Source organism: Streptomyces sp. NPDC090499 (assembly GCF_044769305.1).
Taxonomy (GTDB): domain Bacteria; phylum Actinomycetota; class Actinomycetes; order Streptomycetales; family Streptomycetaceae; genus Streptomyces.
The window spans coordinates 1-23,908 of record NZ_JBIVXP010000014.1 but is presented as its reverse complement, the minus strand read 5'-3'; the positions used below and the strand labels follow the sequence as shown (position 1 = coordinate 23,908).

Here is a 23,908-nt window from a genome sequence, read left to right as displayed (position 1 = left end):
GGCGATGGTCGCGGCTGCCGCGAGGACGGGCCGCCACCATCGGCGCCAGCCGGGTCTCGCTGCCTCTGAACCGATCCGATCACTCCGCACCGCGGCCTCCAGACCGACTGAGCAATCAACACCAAACAGACTCGGGCAAAGTCGAACAGTAAGGGGGTGTCAGGCTCAACACAATGGGTCGGGAGAGCACAACCGGGGTGTGTGCGGGCGAGGCGGACGCACGGGGGGCGTGTCCGCCTCACCCGGCCGGCGGGGCGGGCGTCAGGCGGTGAAGTGGTGGGTACCGGAGCCGACTTGGTAGACCGCGCAGCCGTCGTCCTCGCGCAGGAAGGTGCCGTGCGTGTGGGTCACCTGCTTCGGCGTGTCCGTCGGGATCCAGACCTCGGCGGTCGTGTTGGGCGGCACCTCGCAGGTCAGGGTGAAGCGGCCGGACCGCTGCCGCCACCGGGTGGCGACGGGGCCGTGGACCGAGGTGAAGCGGGCGTCGACGGTGGTGACGGCACCGCCCGGACGGGGGCGGACGACGATCTCGCGGTAACCGGGCCGGCCCGCCGCGATACCGGCGATGTTCGTGTACATCCACTCCCCCACCGAGCCGTAGGCGTAGTGGTTGAAGGAGTTCATGCCCGGGTCCTGGAAGCTGCCGTCGGGACGGACGGAGTCCCAGCGCTCCCACATGGTGGTGGAGCCCCGTTCGATCTGGTAGCCCCAGCTGGGGAAGGTGCGCTGCTGCAGCAGCCGGTGGGCGACGTCGGTGTGCCCGGTGTCGGTCAGCACGGGCAGCAGCCGGGGCGTGCCGAGGAAGCCGGTGGACAGGTGCCCGTCCCTGGCCTCGATCAGGGCGACGAGGCGGTCGGCCGCGGCCTGACGCACGGCGTCCGGCAGCAGGTCCATGGACAGGGCCAGGACGTACGCCGTCTGCGTGTCGCCCTTCACCTTGGCGTCGGCGGTGACGTAGGCGCTCTGGAAGGCCGTCCGTATCCGGCCGAAGAGGTCGCGGTAGGTCGCCGCGTCGGCGTCCTCGCCGAGTTCCGCCGCCATCCTGGCGGCGAGGTCGGCGCTGTGCGCGAAGTACGCGGTGGCGATGACGTCCTTGGGGGTCTCGTCGTCGACGTTCAGCCAGTCGCCGTATCCCTCGGCGGGGCGCAGCAGGCCGTCGCTGTGCTGCTCCAGGTACGTCAGCCAGTCCCGGACGGAGGGCAGGGCGTCCGCGATGACCTGGCGGTCGCCGTAGGCCTGGTAGAGGGCCCAGGGCACGGTGACGCCCGCGTCGCCCCAGCCCGCCGTGCCGCTGCCGAGGGTGCCGACCACCGGCGCCACGTCCGTGAACGCGCCCGCCGTCGTCCGCGAGTCCCGCAGGTCGACGAGCCACTTGGACAGGAAGCGGGCCGACTCCATGGTGTAGGCGGCGGTGGGCGAGAAGACGTTGATGTCGCCGGTCCAGCCCAGCCGCTCGTCGCGCGCGGGCGTGTCGGTCGGCACGGAGAGGAAGTTGCCGCGCTGCCCCCACGTGATGTTGTGGTGCAGCTGGTTCAGCATCGGCACGTCGGTCTCGAAGTCCAGGGTGAAGGGGGCGTCCGTGTGCATGACGCGCCCGGTGACGGCCCGCACCGTGGGGGTACCGGGGAATCCGGTCACCTCGACGTAGCGGAACCCGTGGAAGGTGAATCGCGGCTCGTAGACCTCCGCCCCACCGCCCTTGAGGGTGTACGTGTCCGTAGCCGCCGCGCTCCGCAGGTTCGCGGTGTAGACCGTGCCGTCGGGGTTGAGCACCTCGGCGTGTCTGAGCCGTACGGTCGTGCCCGCGTCCCCCGACACCCGCAGCCGTACCGAGCCGACCATGTTCTGCCCCAGGTCGAACACGTACACCCCGGGCTTGGGCTGGGTCACCCCCTTCGGGGTCAACTCCCGCTCCACCCGCACCGGTCCGTCCACCTGCGCGACGATCAGCCCGGGGCCGACGTCACCCTCACCGCGCGCGCCGGGCCAGTCCGTGTCGTCGAAGCCGGGTGCGGTCCAGCCGGGGGTCTCCTTGCGCGCGTCGTACGTCTCGCCGTTGAGCAGGTCGGCCGCGACGATCGGCCCGGCTGCGGCCCGCCAGCCGGTGGACGACGTGACGCGCCCGCTCGTCCCGTCGGCGTACTCCACCTCCAACTGGGCCCGCAGAGCCGGGTGTTGTCCGTACTGGCCGGGGCCGAACATGCCCACGTTGCCCGCGTACCAGCCGGGCGCCAGGTACGCCCCGATGGCGTTGGCGCCCGGCCGCAGGAGCGCGGTGACGTCGTACGTCTGGTACTGGACCCGCGTGCGGTAGTCCGTCCAGCCGGGCGCCAGTTCGTCGTTGCCCACGCGGCTGCCGTTGAGGTGGGCCTCGTACAGGCCGAGCGCCGTCGCGTACAGGCGGGCGCGGGCCACCTTCTTGCGTGGCAGCCGGAACTCGTGCCGCAGTTGGGTGACGGCGTACGACACCGGGACGACCCTCCCCCACGGCCCGCCGCCCCAGGCCGCCGCCACCCCGGCGGACGGCCAGCTCCCGTCGTCGAACCCCGACTCCCGCCAGCCGTCGCCCGGTTCCGTGTCCGTCGCCTTCCAGGTGGCGTCCGTGAACACCTTCTGCTCACCCGAGGCGGTGCGCACCACGAGGACGGCGACGAGTCCCGCCGGGCCCACGGTCGCGTTGGTCGCCGACACGGCGATAACGTTGTCACCGGCCTGTACGCGGTCCAGTACGTCGATCACGGCCGGGCGGCGCCAGTCCTCGTTGTCCGTGTCGAGGTCGGTGTGCGCGACCTCGACGCCGTTCACGGACACGGCGTACACGTTGTCCGCGGTGATGGCGAGCGTCGCCGCGGTGATCCCCGCGGGCAGTTCGGCGGTGCGGCGGAACCAGCGGGTGGCCGCCGGCACACTGCTGGTCGGGTCGCCCTCGGGGAACCAGATCCACGAACCACCCTCGAACGAGGGTGCGTCGGTGAGGCTCGCCGGTGCGGAGATCCAGTCGGCGGTCCACTGTCCGGTGCCCATGAGCCCGGTCTCCCACCACGAGGGGGCGCTCCAGCCGGAGGCCCTGTCCGCGCCGTCCCACACCCGCACGGACCAGTGGTAGCGCGTCCGGGACTCCAGCGCGGGGCCGGCGTACGGCACGAGGACGGACTCGCCGGAGGCGACCTTCCCGCTGTCCCAGACGTCCGGGCGGGCAAGGCCCGCCGCCGTGGTGGCGACCCGGACCTGATAGGCGCTCTGCCGCACGTCCACCCCGTCGGAGACCAACGGCCAGCTCAGCCGCGGGCGTTGGGCGTCGAGGCCCAGGGGGTGCCGGACGTACTCGACGGTCGGCCCGACGACGCTCAGCCCGTCCCCCGCCGTGCCGGGCTGTGTCCGTGCCTGTGTCGGTGCCTGCGCCCGAGGCCGTCCGGAAGCCGACGCCGCCGGCACCGACACACCGTCGACGGCGGCCGCCGCGACCGTGGCGGCGGCGCCCGCGAGCATGTTCCTCCTGCTGATCATCTGCGACTCCTCACTCACACGGATGGGATGAATCGTTGCTGCTTGAATCGATTCAACACTGAGGGGCGTGGGTAACGTAAAGCCGGGCGGGGCGGGGGTCAATCGCCGTGCAGGCGATTTCGGGACGCGGTTGGTCCGCGGCGATCGCGGGCAGGATCGATGCATGGGGTGGCGAGTCAGGATCGATTGAACGGTTTCAATCGCGGAGGCAACGGTGGCACCGGAGTGGGCCGCGTCGCTTGTCCTTGACACCGGCAGGGGTCCGCGGACGGACTGGTCGCTGTGCTCGGCGAGTTGAGCCGTCACGTGGACGGGGTACGGCTCCATCCGCTCGTACTCGACGAGGATCTGCCCGTCCTCTCCCGTCTCACCCTGCCGGCCCTGTCCGAACGGCGGCCTCGACGACATCGTCGACCTGCTCGTGCCGGAACTGCAGGAACGCGGCGTCTACCGCACCGGGTACACGGGCAGCACGCTGCGCGAGCACCTCGGCCTGCGGGCTCCCCTCACCCACCGGTCGGCACCCGCGCGACGCCGGGCGGGCTGAGCACGTCGGCGGCCCGGCCCGCCGCACCGGCACCAGGTGCCCGTTCGCCGGTGCGGCGCGGGAACGCCCCACCCGGCTCAGCCGGTTTCGTGCCCCTGCCCGGCGAACGCGAGCACCGTCTTCCCGTGGGTCCGCCCTGCCTCCTGGCGGCGGTGGACCTCGACGACGTCCGCCGCCGGAACCGAACCATCCCGGGAGGCGCCGAGCGTCCGGGCGATCCGGGCCGCGGCCGAGCCGACTCCGCCGGCCGCCGCGTGGATCAGGACCGTCCCGCCCTCGCGCAGCCGGCCCGGCGACCCCGGGCACCTCTCGATCAGCGGCGCGACGCGCCTCACCACTCCGCTCGGAGCCGCGCGGACACCGCCCGGTCGAGTACGTCGTCGGCGGGGCAGCGGCCGCGTCGGACGTAGCGGTCGGCGTGGGCCGCGACGGTGTCCACGACCCTGGTGTCCGCGCCCAGTCGGGGCAGGGCCTCCAGTGCGGCGTCGAAGCAGGTGACCGCGGCGCGCCGCAGTCCGGGGTCGGCGAGTCCGTGGCGGGCCGCGGCGGTCCACAGCGGATTGTGCGGTGCCGGGGTCCCGGCGGCCCGCTCGGTCAGGGGCCGCACCGCCCGGTGCGCGATCGCGGCGGCGTCCGGGTCGTCGAACAGGGCGGTGACCACCGCGAGCGGGACGATCCACCCGTCGTCGCCGGGCTGGGCGTCGATCATGCGCAGTTCGAGGTGTCCGCGTGGCCTGACCGGCGGAAACAGCGTGCTGATGTGGTAGTCGAGGTCCGCGTGGGTGGGCGGGCGCATGGAGCGCGAGCGGGTCCACTCGCGGAAGCTCACCCGGTCCGGCACCTCCCAGGGGCCGTCCTGGCGTACGCACATCACCGGCGCGTCGAGGACCCGCCGGACCCAGGCGCGGCGTGGGTCGTGGGCCGGGGAGGGCCCGCCGGCCCGTCCCGGATCGAGTTCCGCCCACTTCAGCTGCCGGGTGGACAGCCAGCCCGTGGCGCGGCCTTCGGCCATGGGCGAGTTCGCGAACGCCGCGACCAGGACCGCGCCCAGGTGGTGTGCCAGCCACCAGCGGCGGGCGAATCCCATGACGCCGGGTTCCTCCCGTCCGGCGTCGAGGCACACCTGGACGGAGGCCGACGTGCACATCAGGGTGCGCCCTGCCGGGCCGGTACGGTCGAGGCAGGCCTCCATCGCGTCGTAGCGCCGCTCCCGCAGGAAACGGCGGGGCCGCTGCCAGGGGTCGACGCCCATCCCGGCCAGGGTCAGGCCGTGCCCGCGCAGTGCGGTACGCACCGCGTCCAGATCGGCGGAGACCTCCGCGACGCAGGCGGCCAGTGACGGGGCCGGCCGGGAACTCAGTTCCACCTGGCCGCCGGGCTCCACGCTGAGCGCCGACACCAGTGGCAGGGTGCGCAGTACGGCGTGAGCCGCGGCCAGCTCCTCCCGGCCGACGGAGTCGTGCGGTGCACGCTCCCGGTGGACGAGCCATTCCACCTCGACGCCGACGCTGCGCGGCGGGCCCGTCTTGAAGCAGACCCCCTCGACCAGCGCCTCCGCCTGTCGTTCGGTGACGGCGGGGCCGTCACCGCCGCACTCCGGTGAAACCGACATCCGGGAGCCTCCTGAGCCGCCTCAGGGCCGTCGGGGATCCGACGTCCGGTACGCGTACCGCTGTGCCTGCTGTCAGAGTCCGCCGTCCCGCCCTGTCACGACAAGAGCGCACTTTCCAGACGACCGGCCATGGCGTCCGGACCTTCGGCACCCCGCAGCGGGCGACTCGGCAGGACGCGGGCGGCAGGCCGGTGTCGCGGGGTTCCGCCGGCGCCGGTTCTCGGCCGGGGTACACGGGTGACACGTCAGGCCCCGCCGCGGTGCGGCCGACCGTGGTCCGGCGAGGCCCGTCGGGACGGACGCCGCGGTCGTGGCTCGTCAGGTGCGCCTCTGCTCCGAGAGCGCCTTGGTGAAGTGGGTGACGGGGCGTTCCACCCGCTCGCCGTCGAGGGTGATGTCGACCGCCTCGTTGTAGAACGCGAGGAGCCCCTGGACGGCGCCGACCGCGGGCAGCGGGTCCGGGTAGCTCCAGACGACGTTCGGCGGGACGTCGCCCTCGCCGCGCCACGACCAGTACTCGGCGGTGCCCTTGTACGGGCAGCCGGTGTGGTGGTCGGTGGCTTCGAGCAGGTCGAGGCGGACGTCCTCGCGCGGGACGTAGTAGCGGGTGGGCAGGCCGGTCTCGAAGAGCAGGACCGGCCGACGGGTGTCCGCGACGACCGTGCCGTCGATCTCGACCACGAGGTGCCGGCTGCTGGGGATGGCGTCCACCCGCTTGTGCGGGTCGCGGGGGTGGACGAAGATCTCTTCCTCCTCCTCGTACCAGTGGTCGAGGCCCCGGCCGACGCGCCGGAACCACTCGAAGGCGATGTGGTCGGCCAGGTCGGCCGCCGGGAAGGTCCAGGCGGCGTTGGCCAGCAACTCGCCGTCGACCTCGACGTCGTAGAAGATCCGCGAGCCGGTGTGGGTACCGGTCGGCGGGTTCTTCGCGGGACGCAGGAGTTCCTCGCGCACCTCCGCGCGCGGGAACGCGTACAGCGGCACGGGAACACCCGGCTCCCAGACAAGGACGGGGTGCCGGCTGTCGACGACCGTGACGTCACCCTTGCGGCCGCGCACCCAGCGCTCGCTCGGCTCCCACAGGAGCCCCTCGGGGGTGGTCCGCACGGCTCGCGCGGTGGGGAATGTGGTCATGACCGGCTCTCCTTCGGGCTTGACACGCGGTGACTTCGGCGACGTAGGGGCGTTTCTCCCGCCAGGCGGCGAACTGCCGGAGCGGCCGGAGAACCAACCACAGGTACTCCCCGACGCTGCCACGGGCACGCTCCCACACCGAGACGGGTTCGAAGCCGGAGCCGTCCGGGTCGGCGAAGGCCGGCAGGGGTGCCACCGCCCGGTGCCGGAGGCGGGTCCAGGTGTTCGCGTTCCCCGGACAGGGCGTCACGTGACGGCATTGACGTACGCCAAGATCGATCCGTAGCATCGCCAACGGCATTGAGTGTCAGCGTCAGGCCCTGGCTCGCTGACCGGCAACCCTCCCGCGCGGTGGGGTGCTCCAGGTGAAAGCCCGGCGGGATCACCGATGACTCCCGCAAGCGCGTGGCCCCGTGACCGGGGCCGGAGACGGGGAGGTTCGACATGCGGCACAGCGATGACTCCGCTGCTTCCCCCGCCGACGCCACGGCGTACTCCCGGCTCGCGCGCCGGCGCCACATCGACCTGAAGCGCTCGACCAGCTGCCTCTGTCGGGCCTGACCGGCCCGGCTGCCGCCGGCTGACGTTCCGTCACCGGTCCCGGCCCCTTCGCGCCGTTCCCTCCCTCGCCGCCGGTTCCCGGCGTCGTCCGCATGCCAAATCCCCTGTCTGCACAGCGCATCCCCGGCCGGAGTCCCGATCCGCCGGGGCCGCACACACCGTCATGCCTCCGCGCATCCGTGCGCGGTCGTGCCCCGGTGACACGAGTAGGAGAAAGCCCTCCGTGACTGCACTTCCGGATTTCAGACCCTCCCGATGGGCGCCCCTGGCCGCGCTCCTGACCACCAGCGTCCTGCTGACCGCATGCGGTTCGGGCGACGACGGCTCCGGCGGCGGAAGCGGCCGGGCGAGGTCCGGCGGCACCCTGACCTTCGCGGTGGGCTCCGACGCCGGCTGCGTGGACCCGCAGCAGGTCGCCGGCAACGACACCATCTACTCGGTGCGCCAGATCGTGGACTCCCTGACCGACCAGGACCCGAAGACCGGCAAGATCGTGCCGTGGCTCGCCAGGAGCTGGGAGATCAGCTCCGACGCGACGACGTTCACGTTCCATCTGCGGCCGGGCGTCACCTTCAGCGACGGCTCGGAGCTGACCGCGCAGGTGGTCAAGGACAACTTCGACGCGGTGCCGGGCCTCGGCGCCCTGGGCACCCTCGCCGAGGGCTACCTGAGCGGCGCCAAGAGCACCACCGTGGTCGACCCGCTCACCGTCAAGGTCGCCTTCAAGCAGCCCAACGCCCAGTTCCTGCAGGCGACTTCGACCCACTCGCTGGGGATCGAGTCCTCGGCGAGCGTCAGGAAGAGCCCGCAGCAGAAGTGCAGCGACGGGGTGGTCGGGTCCGGGCCTTTCGTGCTCAAGCAGTACGTGCAGAACCAGTCGGTCACCCTGGACAGGCGCACCGGCTACGACTGGGGCTCCTCGCTCTGGTCGAAGCAGGGCGCGGCCTACCTGGACAAGCTGGTGTTCAAGGTCGTGCCGGAGGCGGGCGTACGGGCCGGCAGTCTCCAGTCCGGGCAGGTGGACGCGATCAGCAGCGTCGGCAAGGCCAACGAGGCGTCCCTCAAGGGCGGCCAGGTCACCCTCCGGAGCCGCGCCAACCCCGGTGTGGTGTTCGGCCTGGGGCTCAACAACGCGCGGCCCCTGCTGAAGGACGCGAAGGTCCGTCAGGCGATCTCGGCCGCCGTCGACCGGAAGCAGATCGCCGACACGGTCTACCCGACCGGCACCCGGCCCGCGACCAGCATCCTGGCGCACACCACGCCCGACTACACCGATCTCTCGGCGGACCTGGCCCTCGACACGGCCAAGGCCAAGTCCCTTTTGGAGCAAGCCGGTTGGAAGGCGGACGGCGACGGCGTCCGCACCAAGGACGGCAAGAAGCTGGCCCTGACCATCAGCTGGTTCCCCAACGCGGCCACCAACCAGCCCGCGCTGGAGCTGGTCCAGCAGCAGCTCAAGGCGGTCGGCATCGACGTGGTGCTCAAGCAGCTGCCGGTCACGCAGTTCGCCACGACGCTCCAGTCGGGTGACTTCGACGTGGTGTGGGGGAACACGACCCGCGCCGACCCGGACATCCTGCGCAGCTCCTTCTCCACCCGGCTGGCCAACTTCTACCACCTCCCGACCAGTTCGCTGGACACGGCGCTGTCCGCGCAGGCCGCGACCACGGACACCGCGAAGCGTGAGCAACTGATCGGTGAGGCACAGCAGTTGATCGTGCGGAACGCGTACGACGTGCCGGTGGTGGAGCTCCAGACCCAGCTGGGCGTCTCGAACAAGGTGCACGACCTGACATTCGACTCCGGCAGCCGCGTCCAGCTGCACGACACCTGGATCGGCTAGCGCATGCGCCGCTATGTGATCAAACGGCTGGCGCAGGCGGTCGGGGTGCTGTGGGCGGCGTACACGGTGTCGTTCCTGGTGCTGGACCTCCTGCCCGGTGACCCGGTCTCCGCGATGGCGGGTGCCGGGATGGACACGGGGCAGGTCGATCCGGCCCAACTGGCCAGGCTGCGGCACGAGTACGGCTTCGACAAGCCGGTGCCGGTGCAGTACGCGGAGTATCTGGGGCGGGCGGTGCGCGGGGACTTCGGCGACGCGGTCTCCACCGGCCGCCCGGTGACCTCCACCCTGGCCGACGCGCTGCCGCAGACGCTCCAGCTGACCGGGGCCGCACTGCTGCTGGCGGTGGTCCTCGGCGGCGGCCTCGCGGTGGTGGCGACGTACACCTCGCGGCGGTGGCTGCGGCAGTTGCTGCTGTCGCTGCCCCCGCTGGGGGTGTCGGTCCCGGCGTTCTGGGTGGGGCTGTTGCTGGTCGAGGCGTTCTCGTTCAACCTGCACTGGTTTCCGGCGTTCGGCAACGACGGGCTCAAGGGGCTGGTGCTGCCTGCGCTCACGCTGGCCATCCCGACCGGCGCGCAGGTCGCCCAGGTGCTGGCGAAGAGCCTGCTGACCGCGCTGGACCAGGCCTACGTGGAGACCGCGCGCGCCAAGGGGGCCGGCCGGTGGCGGGTGCATCTGCGGCACGCGCTGCGCAACGCGTCGCTGCCGGTGCTGACGGTCGTCGGCCTGCTGGTCGGACAGCTGATCGCGGGTTCGGTGGTGGTCGAGACGGTGTTCTCCCGGGACGGTCTGGGCCGGGTGACCGCCGGGGCGGTCACCACCCAGGACATCCCGCTGGTCCAGGGGGTGGTGGTGTTCGGCGCGCTGATCTTCGTGGCGACGAACCTGCTCGTGGACCTCGTCTATCCGCTGCTGGACCCGCGGATCGTGGTGGCCTCGGACAGAAGGGCAGGCTTCGCATGAGTCAGAGCCTCGTCGACGACCAGGCCGGGGCCGCCCTCGGCTTCGCCCGGCCGGTCGAGAACGGATCCTCCTCGGAGCCGCCCGGCGGGCCCGCCGGCATCCGCCGGGTGCTGCGCTTCCTGCTGCGGCGTCCCGGTCTGCTGGTGTCCGTGGTCGTCCTCGTGCTGGTGGTGCTGGCCGCCTTCTGGCCGGACCTGTTCACCTCGCAGGACCCGCTGAAGGGGGTGCCGTCCCAGAACTTCCGCGGCCCGAGCGGCAGTCACTGGTTCGGCACCGACGAACTGGGCCGCGACGTCTTCTCCCGCGTGGTCCACGGCGCCCAGCTCTCCCTGAAGGCCACGCTGATCGCGGTCCTGGTCGCGTTCGTGGTCGGCGGACTGCTCGGTGTGGTCGCCGGGTTCGTGGGCCGCTGGGTGGACGACGTGCTGATGCGCTTCGTGGACGTCCTCCTCGCCATCCCCGCGCTGTTCCTTTCGCTGGCGCTGGTCACCGCGCTCGGGTACGGCACGGTGAAGGTGGCGGTCGCGGTCGGCACTGCCGGCGTCGCCTCCTTCGCCCGGGTGGCGCGGGCCGAGGTGCTGCGGGTGCGGCAGGCGGTGTTCGTGGAGGCGTCCCGGTCCTGCGGGGCCCGCTGGTACTCGGTGCTGGGCCGGCACGTGCTGCCCAACGCCGCCGGGCCGGTGATCGTGCTGGCCACCCTGGACTTCGGCTCCTCGATCCTGGCCGTGTCGGCGCTGAGCTTCCTCGGCTACGGCGCGCCGCCACCGGCCCCGGAATGGGGGACGTTGATCTCCGACGGCCGCAACTACCTGGCCAACGCCTGGTGGCTGACCGCGCTGCCCGGTCTGGCGATCGCCGCGACCGTGCTGGCCGCGAACCGCGTCGCGCGGGCGCTGGACGGCGAATGGGCACGACAGCGATGACCCACGACACGCATGAGAACAGTGACGCACACAAGAACCGCGGCGCACACGTGAACGGTGAAGCACGCGAGAACGGTGAGAACGTGACCGCACCACTCCTGGAGATCCGCGGCCTGTCCGTGTCGTACCGGACCCGGGGCGGCGCGGTACCGGCCGTACGGGGCGTGGACCTGGACGTATGGCCCGGACAGGTGACCGCCGTGGTCGGCGAGTCCGGCTCCGGCAAGAGCACCACCGCACACGCCGTCATCCGGCTGCTGGCGGCGAACGGCACCATCGACGCGGGCACCGTCCGCTTCGGCCGGCACGACCTGGCCGCCCTCTCCGAGGCGGAGCTGCGTACCGTGCGCGGCGCGCAGATCGGGTTGGTCCCGCAGGATCCGACCGTCTCGCTCAACCCGGTGAAGCGGATCGGCGAGCAGGTCGCCGAGGTGCTGCGCGTCCACGGCCTGGCGACCCGGCGCGCGGCGGCGGCCGAGGCGGTCGCCGTCCTCGACCGGGCCGGGCTGCCCGACGCGGCCGTCCGGGCCCGGCAGTACCCGCACGAGCTGTCCGGCGGCATGCGGCAACGCGCCCTCATCGCGATCGCGATCGCGGCGAAGCCCCGGCTGATCATCGCCGACGAGCCGACCAGCGCGCTGGACGTCACCGTGCAGCGGGTCATCCTCGACCATCTCCAGCACCTCACGGAGGAGTCGGGCACCGCGATCCTGCTGGTCACCCACGACCTCGGGGTGGCCGCCGACCGGGCCCAGCGCCTGGTGGTCATGGAGCAGGGCAGGCTCGTCGAGGCGGGCGAGACCCATGCCGTCCTCGCCGACCCGCAACACGACTACACCCGGCGGCTGCTGGCCGCCGCCCCGAGCCCGACCACGGCCCGCCCCCGTACCCCGGTCCCCGCAGCCCCGGCCGGCACGGCGCCTCCCCTGGTGGAGGCACGCAACCTGGTCAAGGAGTTCAGGCTGCCGCGGGCCGGCGGCGAGGCCCGGATCCTGCGCGCGGTCGACGACGTCAGCCTCACCCTGCGGCGCGGCCAGACCCTGGCTCTGGTCGGGGAGTCGGGCTCGGGCAAGTCCACCACCGCCCGGCTGGTGCTGCGCCTGGCCGGGGCGACCTCCGGACAGGTGCTGTTCGACGGCACCGACGTCACCACGGCCAGGGGTACCGCGGTCAGGGAACTGCGCCGGCGAGCCCAGCTCGTCTACCAGAACCCGTACGCCTCGCTGGACCCGCGCTTCTCCGTCGGGGAGGTGGTCACCGAGCCGCTGCGGGCGTTCAAGGTCGGCGACCGCGCCGCCCGGCTGGACCGCGCCCGCGAACTGCTCGACCGGGTCGCGCTGCCCGCCGCGACGCTGGAGCGCCGCCCGGCGGAACTGTCCGGCGGACAGCGCCAGCGGGTGGCCATCGCGCGTGCCCTGGCGCTCTCCCCCGACCTGGTGGTGTGCGACGAACCGGTCTCCGCGCTCGACGTGTCCGTGCAGGCCCAGGTCCTGGACCTGCTGGCCGAGTTGCAGGCGGACACCGGCGTGGCGTACCTGTTCATCTCGCACGACCTGGCCGTCATACGGCAGATCGCGCACCAGGTCGCCGTCATGCGGGGCGGACGGGTCGTCGAGACGGGCCCGCCGGCGGACCTGTTCTCCGAGCCCCGCCACGAGTACACCCGCGAGCTGCTGGCGGCGATCCCGGGCGGGCGGCGGGCCGGAGGGGGCCCGGACACGGGCCGGGCCGTCACACGCCGTCCGCCGGAAGGGCGTACAGGCCCGGCAGGTTGACCACGACGGCCTCCTGGGTGGTGCGGGCGATGACGACCACGGCCTCCTCGGCGGGGTCGGGGTTCTCCTCGCGGTGCGGCACGAACGGGGGGACGAAGATGTAGTCGCCCGGCGAGGTGCGCAGCCGTACCTCCGCGGGCCGGTCGCCCGTGTCGTCGAGGAAGACGAACTCGGGGTGCCCGCTCACGATGTAGATCGCGGTCTCGGACTCGCCGTGGTGGTGGTCCGAGCTGGCGGTCGCGGGGGCCACGTGGGTCTGGCCCATCCAGAGCTTCTCGGAGCCCACGGTCCGTCCGCTGACGGCGGCGAACCGGCGCATGCCGCCGGTCTGCGCGGTGTCGCCGTCGAGGGCGTCGGCGCGGACGTGGTGCAGCCGGGTGCGCAGCGGCGTCGCCGGGCGCTCCTGACCGTGCTGCCACCGGCGACCGGCGGCAGCACGGCGCACGTCCTGGCCATCGACTACGCCCTGCGCCCGGTCCTCAGCTCCATGGGCGCGGCGCACATCGTGCCCGGCTGGTTCACGCTCGACAAGCACATCACGACGGACGCCGACGGCCGGCTGACCGTGGCCCCCGCGTCGGCCGAGGCGCTGGCCGAGGTCACGGACCGCTTCTCGGCCGCGCTGCACGGCCGGCCGACCCGCCTGGCGGCCGCAGGCTGAGCCCTGCCCGTCACCGCTGCCGCGCATGACGAGGAGGGTTGCGGCGACACCTGGTACCGGGCGCCCCGCACGGTCCGGTACCGATCCGGCAGGCGCCGGACGCGGACTCCTCGCCCTGGAGCGCGGACCGCTTCCCGGCCGCATCCCATGCCACCCGCCCAATATGGTATTGACTGATACTATTTCAAGCGAGAAGATATCGGGTGTACCGGATGGAGAGGGGTGCCCGCGATCATGAACGTCTATGAGGCTGTCAGGAGTCGGCGGGCGGTCCGGGAATTCTCCGACCGGCAGGTTCCGCGGGAGGTGCTGGAGCGCGTACTGTCCGCCGCGGCCTGGGCTCCGTCCGCGTCGAACCTTCAACCGTGGCACGCCTACGTGCTGACCGGCCGGCCCCTGGCCGAGCTCAAGAAGCGTGCCGGCGAACGCATAGCGGCGGGCGATCCCTGGGACGAACCGGAGTACGAGCAGTACCCCCCGGTACTCGAAAGCCCCTACCAGGAGCGCCGATCCGCCTTCGGTGAGCAGCGCTACGGCGCGCTCGGCATTGCGCGTGCGGACCTGGAGGCGCGGCAGCGGGCCGCCGCCGCGAACTGGGACTGCTTCGGGGCGCCCGCGGCCCTGTTCTGCTACATCGACCGCCGTATGGGCCGACCCCAGTGGTCGGACCTGGGCATGTATCTGCAGTCCGTCATGCTGCTGCTCCGCGCCGAGGGGCTGCACAGTTGCACGCAGATGGCCTGGGCCAAGTATCACAGGACGGTCGCGGAGGTCCTGTCGCCTCCGGATGAACTCCTGCTCTTCTGCGGCATGTCGATCGGGCACGAGGACGTCACGGCAGGTCGGTCCCGTATCGGCCGGGCGCCGCTCGGGGAGACGGTCACCTTCGTGGACGGCTAGGGCCAGGGGCCAGGGGCGGGGGGCTGGTTCTGGTTCTGGTTCCAGGAGCGCAGCTTGTCGGGGTTGAGGACGACCCAGACCTGTGCGACACGGCGTTCAGCGATGTCGAAGCTGATGACGGCGGCGACCTGGTGACCGTAACGGGCGATGAGGCCGGTGCACCCGTTGACAGGGTGGGTGGCCAGGGCGGTGCGGGGGTGGCGGGCCAGGAGTGTCAGCAGACTGTGGGCGACCTGGCGGCTGCCGTGCACCGGTCTGTTCAGTGCACGGACCTTGCCGCCGCCGTCGAAGAACGCCGTGGCGTCGGGACACAGCAGCGACCCGAGCAGTTCGGCATCCCCGTCCACGCACGCCTGGCGGACGGTGCGGGCGACGAGATCGTGCACCTCCGGCGGAGTGGAGTGCGAACGCCGGGTGCGAAGACTGCGGCCGGCACGGTCGGCGAGTTCGGCGCACTCGGGCTCCGGGCGTCCCACGAGGCCGGCCACCGCGTCGGAGGTCGTCCCGAAGACGTCATGGAGCACGAACGCCGCCCACTCGGCCGGTGACAGCGAGTCCAGCGCGTCCAGCAGCACCCGGCCGACCTCCTCCTCCAGGGTCGCCTTGGTCCGGTCCCTCTCCGCGCCCTTCTCCGTCGCGCCGCGAGAGGGGCGGGCGAGCAGGCCCAGACAGATCGCGCCGGCGGTCTTCGCGAGCCAGTAGCGGGGAACCGCGATCTGCCCGCGCTTCGCGTCGGGCAGCCCGTACCACCGGCGGTAGGCCTCAGCGACCACGGCCTCCGCCTCGCGGGAGTCGCCCAGCATCCAGCAGGCGACGTCCAGCAGGTGCCGCCGCTCGTCGAGCAGCTCCGCTACCGGCACCGCGTCAGCATGGTCCATGGGGCTTCTCCCCTGACAGGGCTCAGCACGGCACGCGGCCGCGGACACGGAGGGTGCCGCACCTCCTCGATGCATCGGTTCAACCCATTGACCGGACAGACCGCAGGCTTGTGACGCACACGACTCACGACTCCGGGGCGGCCGGTCTTCGCTCAAGGCGACTGAACCGCATGAACCCACCGTTGCCCCGCAGTCCGGCCAGGCCCGGACCTACGCGCTCACGCCCTGCCGTCATCGGAGGGATGGGCGAACCGGGTCAGCAGCTCCGTCAGCAGCTCCCGCTCGCCCGCTTCCAGGCCGGCGACCAGGCGCTCGGCCGGCGGTTCCGCCGCCACATGCGCCGCGTCGAACAGCTCCAGGCCCCGCGGCGTGATCTCCACGGACCGCACCCGCCGGTCCCCCGGAACCGGCCTGCGCACCGCGAGGCCCATCCGCTCCAGGTCGTCGACGACCCTCATGACCCCCGCCTTGTCCGACCCCGTCGCCGGCCCCAGATCCCGCTGCACCGTCGGGCCGCGGTCCACCAGAACCAGCAGCACCGCGAAATGCCGCAACTCGATACCCAGCGGCCGCAGTGCCTCCGCCATCACCCCCGCCACCCGCCAGTGCGCCCGCCGCAGCAACAGTCCGAGGGCAAAAGGAGAAACGTCTCCGGGGCGGTCGGTCGCACGCGAGCCGACCGAGGGGTGAGGAGTGTCGGCAGTCACGGTCCCAGATTACCAGTTATACGCTCATTCGATACGGTTGCGTGTGAAACAAACGGGACCACTCACACCGGTTTCGTGACCGTCACGGAGACGACATGGCCACTGAGACCCACGGCACACCCCGCTCCGGTGTCACACCTTGCCGCTCTGTCCGGTCAGTAGTGCGTACCAGCAATTCTTCAAGGAGTGCTCATGGACGCACGTCTCGACTACTACGGCAATCCCTTCGCGGGCAAGGTGCTCAGGCATCTCCTGTCGACCAGCAAGGCGCTGTCGGACTCGACGTTGCCGGCCACCGTCCAGCATCTGGTGGAGATCCGCGCCAGCCAGATCAACGGCTGCGGCTTCTGCACCGACATGCACACCACAGAGGCCGCCCATGCCGGGGAGAGCGACGTGCGGCTCAACCTGATCGCGGCCTGGCGGGAGGCGACGGTCTTCACCGAGGCCGAGCGCGCCGCGCTGGAGCTGGCCGAGCAGGGCACCCGTGTCGCGGACGCGGCCGGTGGGGTCACCGACGAGGCCTGGGCGAACGCCGCCCAGCACTTCGACGAGGAGCAACTCGCCGCGCTGACGACCCTCGTCGCCGTCATCAACGCCTACAACCGCATCAACATCATCACCCGGCAGCCGGCCGGCGGCTACAAGGTCGGCATGTTCGGCTGAGCCGATCCGCACACCAGGTGTCGCAGCCGGCAGCCGAACGGGTGACGGGCGAGCGCCGGCTCGCGGTAGGGCAAGTTGTCGTGAGCCCGGAATCGGCTGACGCGAGATCATCCGTTCCGGGCCGGTCCACGGAGGTTCAGCACCATGCACGAAACGCACTCGGATGACGGCTTCGGACCCAGGATGCTGGCGGACGTCAAGCCGCCTTTCATCCCCGAGGGAGCTTCGGGAATGACCGTTCTCGTCGAGTGGCCGCCAGGCGACCCGGGCACTCCTCCGCACCGGCACTCGGGGCCGTGTTTCGGCTACGTCCTCGAAGGTGCGGTCCGGTGGGAGCTCGAAGGCGAGCCGGAGCGCGTGATCAACGCAGGTGAGACGTTCTGGGAGCCGGGCGGCGAGGTGATCCACTACCAGAACGGCAACGCCTCGCAGGACGAGCCGGCCAAGTACATCGTGTTCATGATGTGCGCCCCGGGCCGGCCGATGCTCACCCTGGTCGACGACGCGGAACTGGCGAAGCGGGCCCACCTGCGCGCCCCGCGCCCCACCGGCTGACCTGTCACCGGCACGCAGGCCGGCTGCCGGTGATGCACCGCACCGCCATGGTCCCGGCCATGGCGGTGCCGTCGTCCGCCAGGGGATGCGCCGGTCGCCCCGGCCCCGCCGGTGGGCGCGAGGCGGTCAGGACAGCCAGTCGGCGTAGCGGGTGGGGGCGAGGTGGGCGTTCTTGTCGGTGAGGACGTCGCCCTTGACCACGGCGAACATGCCGGCGGTGGGGTCGGTGACGACGGTACGGGGGTCGCCCTTGTGGGACAGCGTGATCCGGCCCAGTTCGTCCAGGGGGAAGATCTCGGGGCCGGCGATGTTGCGGATCCCGTTCAGCGGGGGGCCTGCGGCGACCTCCGCCACCGCGTCGGCCACGTCCCCGGAGGCGATGGGCTGGAGGGGCGTGGCGGGAAGCCGGACGCTGTCCGCGTCGGCCGTCCAGGACAGAACCGCATCCAGGAAGTCCATGAACTGCGTGGCCCGGACGATCGAGTAGGGGATCGACCCGTCCGCCAGGATCTTCTCCTGGAGCGCCTTTGCGCGGTAGTAGTCCATCTCGGGCACCTGGTCCGTGCCGACGATCGAGAGGATCACGAAGTGGCCGACACCGGCCTTCTCCGCCGCCGCCAGCAGGTTGTCCATCGAGGTCTGGAAGAAGGCGAGGGAGGCGTCGTCGAAGGTCGGGGAGTTCGTCAGGTTGACGACGACGTCGGCTCCCGTGAGCGCCTCGTCCAGCCCCTGTCCGGTGATGATGTCGACTCCCGTGGACTGCGAGTGCGGCACTGCCTCGTGCCCGGCGGCGTTCAGGTCCTTGACGACCTGCGACCCGATCAGTCCCGTACCGCCGATGACTGCGAACTTCATGACATGCCCCTTCGCCGGTAGTAAGCCCGAAGTGAGACATAAGCCACTATATGTGGGCCACATAGGTCCCACTCGGGCACATGCCGCCCGCCCCCCCCTGAGCCCTGCACCCGTCTCGACACAGAGGCCCCTGGCGAACACACGGTCCGGCCGGGGAAGAGGCCGCTCAGCGTTCACCGGTCGGCGCGCCCGGCGCCGGCCACAGCGCCCGCACCGCGTCGGGCACCTCGGCCACGACAGCCGGATCGAGCAGGGCCACCTGGAGAATGTAGCCGGGGAGGACGGAGAGCATCGCCGAAGCGATCCCCTCGGCCGTCGCACTCATCGGCAGACCGCCCCGCTCCTGGTTCTCACGGACCAGCGTGACCAGGTTGGCGCGTATGCCGCCCATGAGGTGATCGAGCTTGTCCGCCAGCGAGCGGTTGCGCATGGCCTCTCCCCAGACCAGAACCGCGAGGCCGGCCACGTCCTCCTCGGCGGACTTGGCCCGAATCACGTCGAGCAGTTCCGCCAGGACCTCCCCCATGGACCGACCCTGCCGGTTCACGGCGACGGCGACCGTGATGTCGAGGACGTCGCGCATGTTCTCCTCGGCGATCGCGAGGATCATCTCGTCCTTGCTGGTGAAGTGCCGATACACCGCACCCGCGGACAGCCCCGACTCCGCGAACAGGTCCTGCATGGACGTGGAGTGGAACCCGCCGCGGAGGAAGCAGCGGCGCGCCGCGTCCAGGATCTGCTTGCGCCGGGCGTCCATGTGCTGCTGGGTGACCTTGGGCATGAGGCCAGGATACCAAAGAAAACGAACATTCGTGTTGACGTTGCCCGACCCGGCGGGCCAGACTGGACCCTCAAGAAAAACGATCATTCTTTTTTATGAGAGGGCAGGCCGTGAGGAACCCCTTGTCAGGACACCGGGCGTGGCGGGAAGCAGCCATCGCCGTCGTGGTGCTGCCCATGGCGATCGCCCTGGCGGTGATGGCGTTCGCCTGGCCGGCGGGGCGGATCTCGCCGCGCGACGTCCCGGTCGGCATCGTGGGCACGGGTCCGGCCAGTCAGCACGCGGTGGAGGCACTGACCCGGCAGCGGCCCGGCGCCTTCGACTTCCGCCTCTATCCCGACCAGCAGGCGGCACGGTCGGCGATCGGGAACCGGGACGTCTACGGCGCCTTCGCCGTCTCCGGCGACAGCGTCACCGTGCTCAAGGCCAGTGCGGCGAGCCCTTCCGTGGCCCAGCTTCTGACCGATGTCGGACAGCAGTTGGCGGACAAGGCCACCCAGCAGATGGCGGCCCGGCAGAAGGCCGCCGAACAGAAGGCCTCGCAGCAGAAGGCCGCCGAGCGGAAGGCCGGCAGTACGCATTCCCCGAAGGCCCACCAGCAGGCCGCCGCCCGTCAGGGGGCCGCGGGCGCCGATGCCCCGGTGCAGGTCCTCGCGAAGTCGGTCGACGTGGTACCCGTCGCCACGGACGACCCCCGGGGTGCGGTGTTCAGCTCGTCGGTCTTCCCGCTCACGATCTGCGGCATTCTGATCGGGGCGTTCGTCACGATGGCTCGCGGCCTGGCCCGCCCGCGGCACCGGGTGCTGACGCTTCTCGTCGCATGCGCCGTCGCGGCTCTCGGCGTCCATCTCGTGGCCCAGGGTTTCCTCGGAGCGCTGCCCCACAACCACGTGGCCACATGGGCGGTCCTGACCCTCGACCTGCTTGCCGTCAGCGCCACCGCCGCAGGCGTGATCCGGCTCCTGGGGCCGGCCGGCCTTGGACTCAGCGCCGCGCTCATGGTCTTCGTCGGAAACGCCTTCTCCGGCGCCACCTCCGCTCCGGAGCTGCTTCCCGAGGGGGCGGACCACGTCGGCCAGTGGCTGCCCCCGGGCGCCGGAGCCAGCCTGCTGCGCGACACCACGTACTTCGACGGCAACGGCGACACCGGCCCCCTCGCCGTCCTCGCCCTGTGGACCGTCTGCGGGCTCACCGCAGTCATGTGCGGGCACTGGGTCGCCAGGGAATCCCGCGGCACGAAGACCGGTGCACCGGCATCCGTCGAGCTGCTCCCGGCACTGCCTGCGTCCGGCTCCGCCTTGACGGTCGGGCGCCACGCGCACGCCCGTCGCCATGACGGCGAGGACTGACACCGAGCGCTTCATGTGCGCGAGCTGTCGCACGCGCGACGGCTCGCGCCGTACCGGAACGGACACACATCATGCCTGCCCGACAGGACCCTCCCCCGGCACACCGGACCGAGCATCCGCAGTCCGCCGACACCTCTCCGGCCATCAGCCGGGCCTTCGCCCTGCTCAGCAACGGCTGGAACGGCCTGATCCTCATGGCCTTGGCCAAGGGGCCGGCCGACTCCGCAGAGATTCGCGAGCGCATCCCAGGCATCAGCAGCCGCACGCTCGCCGGGCGGCTCCGGGAACTGACCGCGATCGATCTGGTCACCCAGGACGTCCGGCCCGAGCCGTCATCGCGAACCCGCTACGCCCTCTCTCCGCACGGCAGCGCCTTCCTCATCCCCCTGGCCGTTCTGTTCCTCTGGGCGGAGGACCACCTGCCGGCGAGCACCCCACCGGCATCCGGCCGACCGGCCACGACCGGCCCCTGACCCCCGCCGAGGAGAGGCCCCCGAGCAAGGGAGAGCGACCGCTCTCAGCATTTCGCCCATATCATTTCATTTCGCTGCCTTCCGGCTGGCAAGGCGGCACTGGCACCGCATCGGACAAGGGAGCCTGGTTGATCTTGGACGTCTACGAGGCAGTGACCAGCCGACGAGCCGTACGTGGATTCACCGACCGGCCCGTCCCGAGGGAGGTGCTGGAGCGCGTGCTGTCCGCTGCGGCCTGGGCGCCCTCCGGATCGAACCTGCAGCCCTGGCGCGTCTACGTGCTGACCGGCCGACCGCTGGGCGAACTCAAGGAGCTCGCCGGCGAGCGCGTGGCCGCGTGCGATCCCTGGGACGAGCGGGAATACGAGATGTACCCGCAGACACTGAAGTCCCCCTACCGCGAGCGCCGATCCGCCTTCGGTGCCGAGCGCTACAGCTCGCTCGGCATCGGCCGCGAGGACTGGGAGGCGCGCCAGAGGGCCGCTTCCGCGAACTGGGACTGCTTCGGCGCGCCCGCCGCCCTGTTCTGCTACATCGACCGGGGCCTGGGCCGCCCCCAGTGGTCCGACGTCGGCATGTATCTGCAGACCGTGATGCTGCTGCTCCGCGCGGAAGGCCTGCACAGCTGCCCGCAGATGGCGTGGTCGGTCTACCGCAAGACCGTCGCGGAGGTCCTGTCGCCCCCCGACGACCTCATCCTCTTCTGCGGCATGTCGATCGGATTCGAGGACACCGACGCTCCCCACACCCGCACGGGCCGGGCACCGCTCGAACAGACGGTCACCTTCGTCGATGACTAGGTCCTGCCCGACAGCGTGCCACTCGGGCATGGCAGTGCGGGCATGCCGCAGGCCACGCAGGCCACATGTGCCCTCAAGGCCGCTGTCCCCTCCCGTGTCGACCACGGACGGCTCTCTCCCGCGCGGGGCCGGCCGGTACGGACGTACGGTGCTGGTATGTGTGCCACGCGGGAAGACGGCGCGGTACCGCCCTACGAGCCCCGTCCGTCCTCAACCGCCTCCGTGTCGACGTGCCGGGCCGAGCTGGACCGGCTGCTGGAGTCCGCCGTGCACGACACGGGGGTGCCCGCTGGTGCGGTCTTCCTGCTGGCGCCCGACGGGCAGACGCTGCAACTGGAGGTGACCGCGGGGCTGTCGGAGGAGTATCTGGCGCCCTGGTCCCGGGTGGCCCTGTCGAGCCCTGTCGCGGTGGCGGAGGCGCTGCGCCTGCGACGGCTGGTCTGGCTGAGCGATCCCGAGGAGTTCGCCCGGCGCTATCCGCGTACGGCGATCGCACTCCCCTACCACTGCGCATCAGCCGCTGCGCCGATCGTCACCGGCACCACAGCCTGGGGCACACTGCTGCTCCTGTGGTCCGGGGCCGACGCCGAGGGGGCCGCCGGGGCCACCGCTCCGCGACCCGACCGGGTTGCCGCGGCCTGTCGCCGCCTGGAGCGGTTCCTGTGCGCCGCCGCCGACACCGGCCACGCCGTACGTCCGGGACCGGTACCGCGCACCCTGCCGCAGCCGCCGGCCCGCAGCCGTGGTCCGGCCGAGGCGCTGGCCGCGGCGGACCTCGTCGAACGGCTGCCGGAGGGCAGCTGCTCGCTCGACCTCAAGGGCACGTTCACCTACGTCAGCGCCACCGCCGCGACGCTGCTGGGCGGCAGCGTCCCCGAGCTGACCGGCAGACGTCCCTGGCAGTCCCTGCCCTGGTGCGACGACTCGCCCATCGAGGAGTGCTTCCGCGCCGCCCTGGTCAGTCGCAGGCCCGCCTACTTCACCGCCCTGCGTCCGCCGGACCAGTGGCTCGCCTTCGAGCTCTACCCCGACGGATCCGGTGCAAGCCTCCGCATCTCGCCGACCGGCCCCGGCCCGTTCGCACCGAAAACGGGCACCTTCCTGGGCCAGGCGATCCCTCTCGGCGAGGTCTACCAGGTGCTGCACCTGGCCGCCGCCCTCTCCGAAGCCGTGGGCGTGTCCGACGTGGTCGATCTGATCACCGGAGAGATACTGCCGGCCTTCGGCGCCCGGACCGTGGCCCTGCTCGCGGTGGAGGAGGGCAGAATGCATGTCATCGGCCGTCGCGGATACGACCCCGAGCTCCTGGAACTCTTCGACGGAGCGCCGCTGACCTGCCCGGCGCCCCCGGTCCGGGTCCTCGCCACGGGCCGGCCCAGCTTCTTCACCACGTTCGAGGAACTGTCCCGCGCCTACCCGCCCGCCGTCCGTCAGGAAGGTCTGCACGCCTGGGCGTTTCTGCCGCTCATCACGTCCGGGCGCCCGGTGGGCTCGTGCGTGTTCGCCTTCGACCGCCCCCACACCTTCTCCGAACAGGAACGGGTGGTCTTCACCGCGCTCGCGGGGCTCATCGCGCAGGCACTGGATCGGGCCCGCCTGTACGACACCAGCAAGGAGCTCGCGCAGACCCTGCAAGCCGCCCTGCTCCCCGACTCGCTGCCCGACGTCCCCGGCCTGGACGCAGCCGCCCGCTACCTTCCGGCCGCCCGTGGCATGGACATCGGCGGCGACTTCTACGATCTGGTCCGGGTGAACGACACCTCCGCGGCCGCGTTCATCGGCGACGTGCAGGGCCACAACGTCACCGCCGCCGCGCTCATGGGCCGGATCCGCCCCACCCTCCGCTCCCACGCCGCCACCGGAACGACACCGGCACAAGCCCTCACCCTGGCCAACCGCCAACTGGTCGACCTGGACCCGGGCCGCTTCGTCAGCTGTCTGTACGCGCATCTCGACCTCGCACGCCACCGGGCCGTCCTGGCCACCGCCGGGCATCCCCCGCCGGTCCTGCGCCACCCCGACGGACACGCCGAGGTCCTTTCCCTGCCCCCGGGCTGCTGCTCGGCATCGACCCCGACGCGGACTACCCCGCCACCGAGATCCCGCTGACGCCCGGCACCGTCCTCGCCCTGTACACCGACGGACTCGTCGAAACTCCCGGAGCCGACCTGGACGACGCCATGTCCGGGCTCGCCACCCAGCTCGCCCAGACCCGGTCCCGGCCGTTGGACGGGCTCGCCACGGCCCTGATCGACCATGCCCGGCACACCGCCCCCATGACGGACGACATCACCCTGCTGCTCATCGGGGTCACCACCACCGGCTAGAAGGCTGATGAAGATCTTGGGGTTCTGGTCCTGCCGCGTGAGCGGCAGGACCAGACTCGTCTTGTGGCGATGGGTGAGTGGGTCGGCGAGA

20 protein-coding genes, 3 pseudogenes and 1 riboswitch are annotated in these 23,908 nt (G+C 71.7%); of the genes and pseudogenes, 14 read left to right on the top strand and 9 right to left on the bottom strand.

The window, feature by feature from the left end:
- Positions 1–261: 261 nt before the first annotated feature.
- Positions 262–3,507, bottom strand: a complete 3,246-nt coding sequence (locus ACIQVL_RS37200; protein ID WP_403477549.1) for an alpha-L-rhamnosidase — start codon at positions 3,505–3,507, stop codon at positions 262–264.
- Between the two features lie 394 nt (positions 3,508–3,901).
- On the opposite strand from ACIQVL_RS37200, the pseudogene ACIQVL_RS37195 reads away from it, so the two are divergent.
- Positions 3,902–4,054 (top strand): annotated as a pseudogene (locus ACIQVL_RS37195) (F420-dependent methylene-tetrahydromethanopterin reductase); the annotation flags it as partial.
- 77 nt (positions 4,055–4,131) lie between these two features.
- Here ACIQVL_RS37195 and ACIQVL_RS37190 read toward each other — a convergent pair.
- The 3 genes from ACIQVL_RS37190 to ACIQVL_RS37180 all read right to left on the bottom strand — a co-directional run bounded on the left by ACIQVL_RS37190 (position 4,132) and on the right by ACIQVL_RS37180 (position 6,800).
- Positions 4,132–4,389: a hypothetical protein gene (locus ACIQVL_RS37190; RefSeq protein ID WP_403477548.1), complete on the bottom strand. Its 258-nt coding sequence runs from the start codon at positions 4,387–4,389 to the stop codon at positions 4,132–4,134.
- Positions 4,386–5,666: an ergothioneine biosynthesis glutamate--cysteine ligase EgtA gene (gene egtA, locus ACIQVL_RS37185; RefSeq protein ID WP_403477547.1), complete on the bottom strand. Its 1,281-nt coding sequence runs from the start codon at positions 5,664–5,666 to the stop codon at positions 4,386–4,388. Before egtA ends, ACIQVL_RS37190 begins: the two co-directional genes overlap by 4 nt.
- Positions 5,667–5,984: 318 nt before the next feature.
- A complete protein-coding gene (locus tag ACIQVL_RS37180; RefSeq protein ID WP_403477546.1) occupies positions 5,985–6,800 on the bottom strand; it encodes a DUF427 domain-containing protein in 816 nt (271 codons plus the stop codon).
- A gap of 296 nt (positions 6,801–7,096) precedes the next feature.
- Positions 7,097–7,210: riboswitch (SAM riboswitch) on the top strand.
- A gap of 34 nt (positions 7,211–7,244) precedes the next feature.
- Here ACIQVL_RS37180 and ACIQVL_RS37175 point away from each other — a divergent pair.
- The 5 genes from ACIQVL_RS37175 to ACIQVL_RS37155 all read left to right on the top strand — a co-directional run bounded on the left by ACIQVL_RS37175 (position 7,245) and on the right by ACIQVL_RS37155 (position 12,865).
- Positions 7,245–7,361, top strand: a complete 117-nt coding sequence (locus ACIQVL_RS37175; protein ID WP_403477545.1) for a putative leader peptide — start codon at positions 7,245–7,247, stop codon at positions 7,359–7,361.
- A gap of 223 nt (positions 7,362–7,584) precedes the next feature.
- Entirely contained in the window at positions 7,585–9,204 is a 1,620-nt protein-coding gene (locus ACIQVL_RS37170; RefSeq protein ID WP_403477544.1) for an ABC transporter substrate-binding protein, read from the top strand.
- A gap of 3 nt (positions 9,205–9,207) precedes the next feature.
- The gene (locus tag ACIQVL_RS37165; protein WP_403477543.1) at positions 9,208–10,167 is read left to right on the top strand and encodes an ABC transporter permease; all 960 of its coding nucleotides are present in this window, start codon (positions 9,208–9,210) and stop codon (positions 10,165–10,167) included.
- Positions 10,164–11,090: an ABC transporter permease gene (locus ACIQVL_RS37160; RefSeq protein ID WP_403477542.1), complete on the top strand. Its 927-nt coding sequence runs from the start codon at positions 10,164–10,166 to the stop codon at positions 11,088–11,090. Before ACIQVL_RS37165 ends, ACIQVL_RS37160 begins: the two co-directional genes overlap by 4 nt.
- An 83-nt stretch (positions 11,091–11,173) precedes the next feature.
- Entirely contained in the window at positions 11,174–12,865 is a 1,692-nt protein-coding gene (locus ACIQVL_RS37155; protein WP_403477541.1) for a dipeptide ABC transporter ATP-binding protein, read from the top strand.
- Here the strand turns inward: ACIQVL_RS37155 and ACIQVL_RS37150 are convergent.
- Entirely contained in the window at positions 12,822–13,310 is a 489-nt protein-coding gene (locus tag ACIQVL_RS37150; RefSeq protein ID WP_403425629.1) for a cupin domain-containing protein, read from the bottom strand. The two genes, ACIQVL_RS37155 and ACIQVL_RS37150, sit on opposite strands and share 44 nt — an antisense overlap.
- On the opposite strand from ACIQVL_RS37150, the pseudogene ACIQVL_RS37145 reads away from it, so the two are divergent.
- Together ACIQVL_RS37145 and ACIQVL_RS37140 are read left to right on the top strand one after the other, a co-directional pair.
- Positions 13,272–13,526: pseudogene (locus tag ACIQVL_RS37145) on the top strand (FMN reductase (NADPH)); the annotation flags it as partial. The gene ACIQVL_RS37150 and the pseudogene ACIQVL_RS37145 sit on opposite strands and share 39 nt — an antisense overlap.
- A 234-nt stretch (positions 13,527–13,760) precedes the next feature.
- Positions 13,761–14,426, top strand: a complete 666-nt coding sequence (locus ACIQVL_RS37140; protein WP_403425631.1) for a nitroreductase — start codon at positions 13,761–13,763, stop codon at positions 14,424–14,426.
- Here ACIQVL_RS37140 and ACIQVL_RS37135 read toward each other — a convergent pair.
- Entirely contained in the window at positions 14,423–15,304 is an 882-nt protein-coding gene (locus tag ACIQVL_RS37135; protein WP_403477540.1) for an RNA polymerase subunit sigma, read from the bottom strand. The two genes, ACIQVL_RS37140 and ACIQVL_RS37135, sit on opposite strands and share 4 nt — an antisense overlap.
- Before the next feature lie 218 nt (positions 15,305–15,522).
- Positions 15,523–16,011: a MarR family winged helix-turn-helix transcriptional regulator gene (locus ACIQVL_RS37130; protein ID WP_403425635.1), complete on the bottom strand. Its 489-nt coding sequence runs from the start codon at positions 16,009–16,011 to the stop codon at positions 15,523–15,525.
- A 192-nt stretch (positions 16,012–16,203) separates the two neighbouring features.
- Here ACIQVL_RS37130 and ACIQVL_RS37125 point away from each other — a divergent pair, with 192 nt between their 5' ends.
- Positions 16,204–16,677, top strand: coding sequence for a carboxymuconolactone decarboxylase family protein (locus ACIQVL_RS37125; protein ID WP_403477539.1), 474 nt, complete (start codon positions 16,204–16,206; stop codon positions 16,675–16,677).
- Positions 16,678–16,821: 144 nt separating this feature from the next.
- Positions 16,822–17,232, top strand: a complete 411-nt coding sequence (locus tag ACIQVL_RS37120; protein WP_403477538.1) for a cupin domain-containing protein — start codon at positions 16,822–16,824, stop codon at positions 17,230–17,232.
- A gap of 126 nt (positions 17,233–17,358) precedes the next feature.
- Here ACIQVL_RS37120 and ACIQVL_RS37115 read toward each other — a convergent pair whose 3' ends face one another.
- Together ACIQVL_RS37115 and ACIQVL_RS37110 are read right to left on the bottom strand one after the other, a co-directional pair.
- Positions 17,359–18,087 carry an SDR family oxidoreductase gene (locus ACIQVL_RS37115; protein ID WP_403425641.1) on the bottom strand — a complete coding sequence of 243 codons (729 nt, stop codon included), beginning with the start codon at positions 18,085–18,087 and terminating at the stop codon, positions 17,359–17,361.
- A gap of 166 nt (positions 18,088–18,253) precedes the next feature.
- Entirely contained in the window at positions 18,254–18,868 is a 615-nt protein-coding gene (locus ACIQVL_RS37110) for a TetR/AcrR family transcriptional regulator (RefSeq protein ID WP_403477537.1), read from the bottom strand.
- 122 nt (positions 18,869–18,990) lie between these two features.
- On the opposite strand from ACIQVL_RS37110, the gene ACIQVL_RS37105 reads away from it, so the two are divergent.
- The 4 genes and pseudogenes from ACIQVL_RS37105 (at position 18,991) to ACIQVL_RS37090 (ending at position 23,817) form a co-directional block, all read left to right on the top strand.
- On the top strand, positions 18,991–20,217 hold the full coding sequence (locus ACIQVL_RS37105; RefSeq protein WP_403477536.1) for an ABC transporter permease: 1,227 nt from the start codon (positions 18,991–18,993) through the stop codon (positions 20,215–20,217).
- 71 nt (positions 20,218–20,288) lie between these two features.
- The gene (locus ACIQVL_RS37100) at positions 20,289–20,690 is read left to right on the top strand and encodes a winged helix-turn-helix transcriptional regulator (RefSeq protein WP_403477535.1); all 402 of its coding nucleotides are present in this window, start codon (positions 20,289–20,291) and stop codon (positions 20,688–20,690) included.
- A 134-nt stretch (positions 20,691–20,824) separates the two neighbouring features.
- Entirely contained in the window at positions 20,825–21,490 is a 666-nt protein-coding gene (locus ACIQVL_RS37095) for a nitroreductase (RefSeq protein WP_403426252.1), read from the top strand.
- Positions 21,491–21,532: 42 nt separating this feature from the next.
- A pseudogene (locus ACIQVL_RS37090) lies at positions 21,533–23,817 on the top strand (SpoIIE family protein phosphatase).
- Positions 23,818–23,908 lie beyond the last annotated feature (91 nt).

What these genes read in the sequence shown, in the direction of transcription:
- ACIQVL_RS37110 (WP_403477537.1), bottom strand. Translation starts at nt 18,868, where the DNA reads ATGCCCAAGGTCACCCAGCAGCACATGGACGCCCGGCGCAAGCAGATC.
- ACIQVL_RS37125 (WP_403477539.1), top strand. Translation starts at nt 16,204, where the DNA reads ATGGACGCACGTCTCGACTACTACGGCAATCCCTTCGCGGGCAAGGTG.
- ACIQVL_RS37135 (WP_403477540.1), bottom strand. Translation starts at nt 15,304, where the DNA reads ATGGACCATGCTGACGCGGTGCCGGTAGCGGAGCTGCTCGACGAGCGG.
- ACIQVL_RS37140 (WP_403425631.1), top strand. Translation starts at nt 13,761, where the DNA reads ATGAACGTCTATGAGGCTGTCAGGAGTCGGCGGGCGGTCCGGGAATTC.
- ACIQVL_RS37120 (WP_403477538.1), top strand. Translation starts at nt 16,822, where the DNA reads ATGCACGAAACGCACTCGGATGACGGCTTCGGACCCAGGATGCTGGCG.
- ACIQVL_RS37165 (WP_403477543.1), top strand. Translation starts at nt 9,208, where the DNA reads ATGCGCCGCTATGTGATCAAACGGCTGGCGCAGGCGGTCGGGGTGCTG.
- ACIQVL_RS37175 (WP_403477545.1), top strand. Translation starts at nt 7,245, where the DNA reads ATGCGGCACAGCGATGACTCCGCTGCTTCCCCCGCCGACGCCACGGCG.
- ACIQVL_RS37115 (WP_403425641.1), bottom strand. Translation starts at nt 18,087, where the DNA reads ATGAAGTTCGCAGTCATCGGCGGTACGGGACTGATCGGGTCGCAGGTC.
- ACIQVL_RS37100 (WP_403477535.1), top strand. Translation starts at nt 20,289, where the DNA reads ATGCCTGCCCGACAGGACCCTCCCCCGGCACACCGGACCGAGCATCCG.
- ACIQVL_RS37180 (WP_403477546.1), bottom strand. Translation starts at nt 6,800, where the DNA reads ATGACCACATTCCCCACCGCGCGAGCCGTGCGGACCACCCCCGAGGGG.
- egtA (WP_403477547.1), bottom strand. Translation starts at nt 5,666, where the DNA reads ATGTCGGTTTCACCGGAGTGCGGCGGTGACGGCCCCGCCGTCACCGAA.
- ACIQVL_RS37200 (WP_403477549.1), bottom strand. Translation starts at nt 3,507, where the DNA reads ATGATCAGCAGGAGGAACATGCTCGCGGGCGCCGCCGCCACGGTCGCG.
- ACIQVL_RS37160 (WP_403477542.1), top strand. Translation starts at nt 10,164, where the DNA reads ATGAGTCAGAGCCTCGTCGACGACCAGGCCGGGGCCGCCCTCGGCTTC.